The sequence below is a fragment of the Streptomyces sp. N35 genome (genome assembly GCF_016464295.1).
Classification (GTDB): Bacteria; Actinomycetota; Actinomycetes; order Streptomycetales; family Streptomycetaceae; genus Streptomyces.
In genome coordinates, this window is sequence record NZ_JAEIMH010000196.1 from 1 (window position 1) to 1,363 (window position 1,363).

2 protein-coding genes and 1 pseudogene are annotated in these 1,363 nt (G+C 71.1%); all 3 read left to right on the plus strand.

All coding sequences use genetic code 11. The features are described 5' to 3' along the window. The first annotated feature begins 419 nt into the window (after nucleotides 1-419). Nucleotides 420-653 carry a hypothetical protein gene (locus JAO81_RS41815; protein ID WP_199553239.1) on the plus strand — a complete coding sequence of 78 codons (234 nt, stop codon included), beginning with the start codon at nucleotides 420-422 and terminating at the stop codon, nucleotides 651-653. A gap of 4 nt (nucleotides 654-657) precedes the next feature. Next, on the plus strand, nucleotides 658-966 hold the full coding sequence (locus tag JAO81_RS41820; protein WP_199553240.1) for a hypothetical protein: 309 nt from the start codon (nucleotides 658-660) through the stop codon (nucleotides 964-966). 102 nt (nucleotides 967-1,068) lie between these two features. Beyond that, a pseudogene (locus JAO81_RS41825) lies at nucleotides 1,069-1,363 on the plus strand (hypothetical protein); the annotation flags it as partial.

Genomic DNA, 1,363 nt, shown 5'->3' on the forward strand with positions numbered 1-1,363 from the left:
GAGCAGCCTGACCCCCGGAGCCCCCGTGCCTGGCTCATCATGTTGACGTCCATGTGAACAGAGGGGACTGAACCGTCCCAACCGTCCCTGCGCAGTGCTGACCAGCACGAATCCCGGGACGGTCAGGGCGGAGCCCGGGACGGTGGGGACGCAACCGTCCCACCCCGAACAGGCCCCTGACCAGTGCAAACGCGGCGGCAGGGACGAAGGGGACGGTAGGGACGCAGAAATCCCCACCCTTCACACCTGCACGGCCTGCGGCCAGCCCATGGGGGTGACGGAGCCCCGGCCAGACCACCCACCCCACCTGCGGCACCGCCGCAGCCTGAACCACCGCCTGCGTACCAACCGAACAACGCGGTCAGCCCCGACACCCCACACGGTGCCGGGGCTGATGCATGTCACCCAAGGAGACACCTGTGTCCGACTACATCCACGACCCGGAGGACGTGGCCGAGTTGAAGGCCTTCGCGGCCCGCAACGGCATCACCACCCGCGCAGCCACCCTCGATCCGGCACGCGGCCCCGAACTCGTCACCGACCTCGCAGGCATACGCCGCATGGCCGACCTATCGCCGCTTGGCCCCGAGATTGCGCACCGCATCCTCGACGCCCTCAACGTGCCCCGAAAGACCAACACGAGCAAGGAGTGATCACATGAATCAGCCCGACCCCGCCGAGCACATCCCCGACCGTGCGGACAGCATGCAGGCCAAGGCCGAGCGGCTGATGGAACTGTTCGCCCGCGCCGACGAGAACGGCGCCATCCACCCCGCCCTCGGGACAGCTGTCGCCCCGGACGACGACGGCACCCCCGGCCCCGAAGCGCGGGTTCCCGAGCCTGCCGATGCGGGCAGCGCCGAGGCGATTCGCGCCGCCGAGCAGTCTGGTGACTGGGCCACCGCTCAGCGCCTCAAGGCCGCCCGGCTGGTCGAGATCGCCGAGCGACTGAACGGGCCCGCGTGAGCACCCGCCCCCGCATGGTGCTGACAACGTTCGGGCCGCTCATCGTCGACCCCGCCACCGGTACCCCCACCCATCCGCCACACCACCTTGAGGAGACGACCGATGCCCCCCACCACGAAGACTCCGGCACCGTCGAAGACGCCCCCGGCAGCGGGAGCGACCGCCCCCGGGAACGAGACCGCTGACCCGCTCGCCACCGCCCAGGCCGCAGCCGAGCAGACAGCAGCCCAGGCCCGGCAGGCCGCCGAGACCCTGAAGGCCGCACGCGCCGAGAAGGTAGCCCAGGCCGCCGCCCGGCAGGCCGCCCGACAGCCGCACCTCGAAGCCTGGGAAGCCGAGCAGCACGCGTCGTGGCCCGCACGGTGGCGCGGCAAGACCGACCAGGCCTATCAGGCAT